The organism is Blastomonas sp. UPD001, from assembly GCF_003426715.1.
GTDB lineage: Bacteria > Pseudomonadota > Alphaproteobacteria > Sphingomonadales > Sphingomonadaceae > Blastomonas.
Genome location: NZ_QKVT01000188.1, coordinates 1 through 506, shown reverse-complemented (window position 1 = coordinate 506; position 506 = coordinate 1). Strand labels below are relative to the sequence as shown.

Below are 506 nucleotides of genomic sequence, written 5' to 3'. Positions count from 1 at the left end.
CGAACGGACAAATCCATGTCCCGTTCGATCAACTCCTGCTGCGGATTCCCTGCGAAGCTCGCATCGGTTCAATTTCGGCGATCACCGATCCGGTCCCGGCCCGCGTTCCAGTCCATGGAGACGATCATGTATTTCACCGACGATTCCCTGCTTCCGGAAAACCAGGCGCCGCTGATGATCACGGCCGCGCCCTATGGCCCGATGTGGCTGCCCTCCGACTATCCCGAGGACATCCCGGTCAGCTGGGACGCGCAGGTCCAGGCCGCCGTCGACTGCTACAATGCCGGCGCCACCCTGCTGCACATCCATGTGCGCGATCCCGAGACCGGGCACATCTCGAAGAACTTCGATCACTACAACTACCTGCTGGGCCGGCTGCGCATGGCTGTGCCCAGGATGATCCTGCAGGTAGGCGGCTCCATCTCCTTCGCCCCGCCGGCCGACGGCGAGACCGCGCACTGGCAGACCTACGACACCCGCCACATGCTCGCCGAGCTCGACCCCAA

General features: G+C 64.0%; 1 protein-coding gene. It reads left to right on the top strand.

Annotated elements, in window-relative coordinates:
• Nucleotides 1-126 precede the first annotated feature (126 nt).
• The coding region (locus tag DM995_RS20505) for a 3-keto-5-aminohexanoate cleavage protein (RefSeq protein WP_198669546.1) at nucleotides 127-506 on the top strand (380 nt) is incomplete at its 3' end.